At 72.6% G+C, this 507-nt stretch carries 1 protein-coding gene; it reads right to left on the bottom strand.

The genetic code is table 11. The features are described from left to right. Window positions 1-223: VOC family protein (locus CCN35_RS27370; protein ID WP_143631914.1), on the bottom strand; the 223-nt coding region annotated here is incomplete at its 3' end. Window positions 224-507 lie beyond the last annotated feature (284 nt).

Here is a 507-nt window from a genome sequence, read left to right as displayed (position 1 = left end):
GCGAGGGCCACGGCGGTGTCCGGTGGCCGAGGGCGTCCTCCACGCGCAGCAGCAGCCCCGGCGTCTCGCCTCCCACCTTCAGCCCCGCGATGCCCGCCTCGTCCAGCCGGAACGCCACCGTGAACCCGGCGCGCTCGTAGAAACCGACGGCCTCGCCGAGATCCCCCACGGGCAGCAGCACGTTGTCGAAACCGAGCAGCTCGTAGGACTCGTCATCTGACATGTCATCAGGTTAGGCACCGGGGGTGCGCGGTGGGGGAGGCCGAGCGCGTCCGGGCCGCCCGGTCACTCGTTGGGGCGGACCCCGCTGCTCTGCTCCGATCGGGCTTCCTGCAAGATGGCCGTCAGTTTGTCCCTGCCGAAGAGTGGAGAAACCGTGTCCGAGCAGCCGCAACAGCCGTCCCAGGCCCCGGGATACGGCTACCCCAGCCAGCCCGGCGCGTACCCGCCGCCTCCGGGAGGCGCCTACCCGCCTCCGCCCGGCGGATACCCGCCGCCCCCCGGTGC

Source organism: Streptomyces thermovulgaris, from assembly GCF_002155915.1.
In the GTDB taxonomy this organism is placed as follows: domain Bacteria; phylum Actinomycetota; class Actinomycetes; order Streptomycetales; family Streptomycetaceae; genus Streptomyces; species Streptomyces thermovulgaris.
This window is presented reverse-complemented; position numbering and strand designations above follow the sequence as displayed.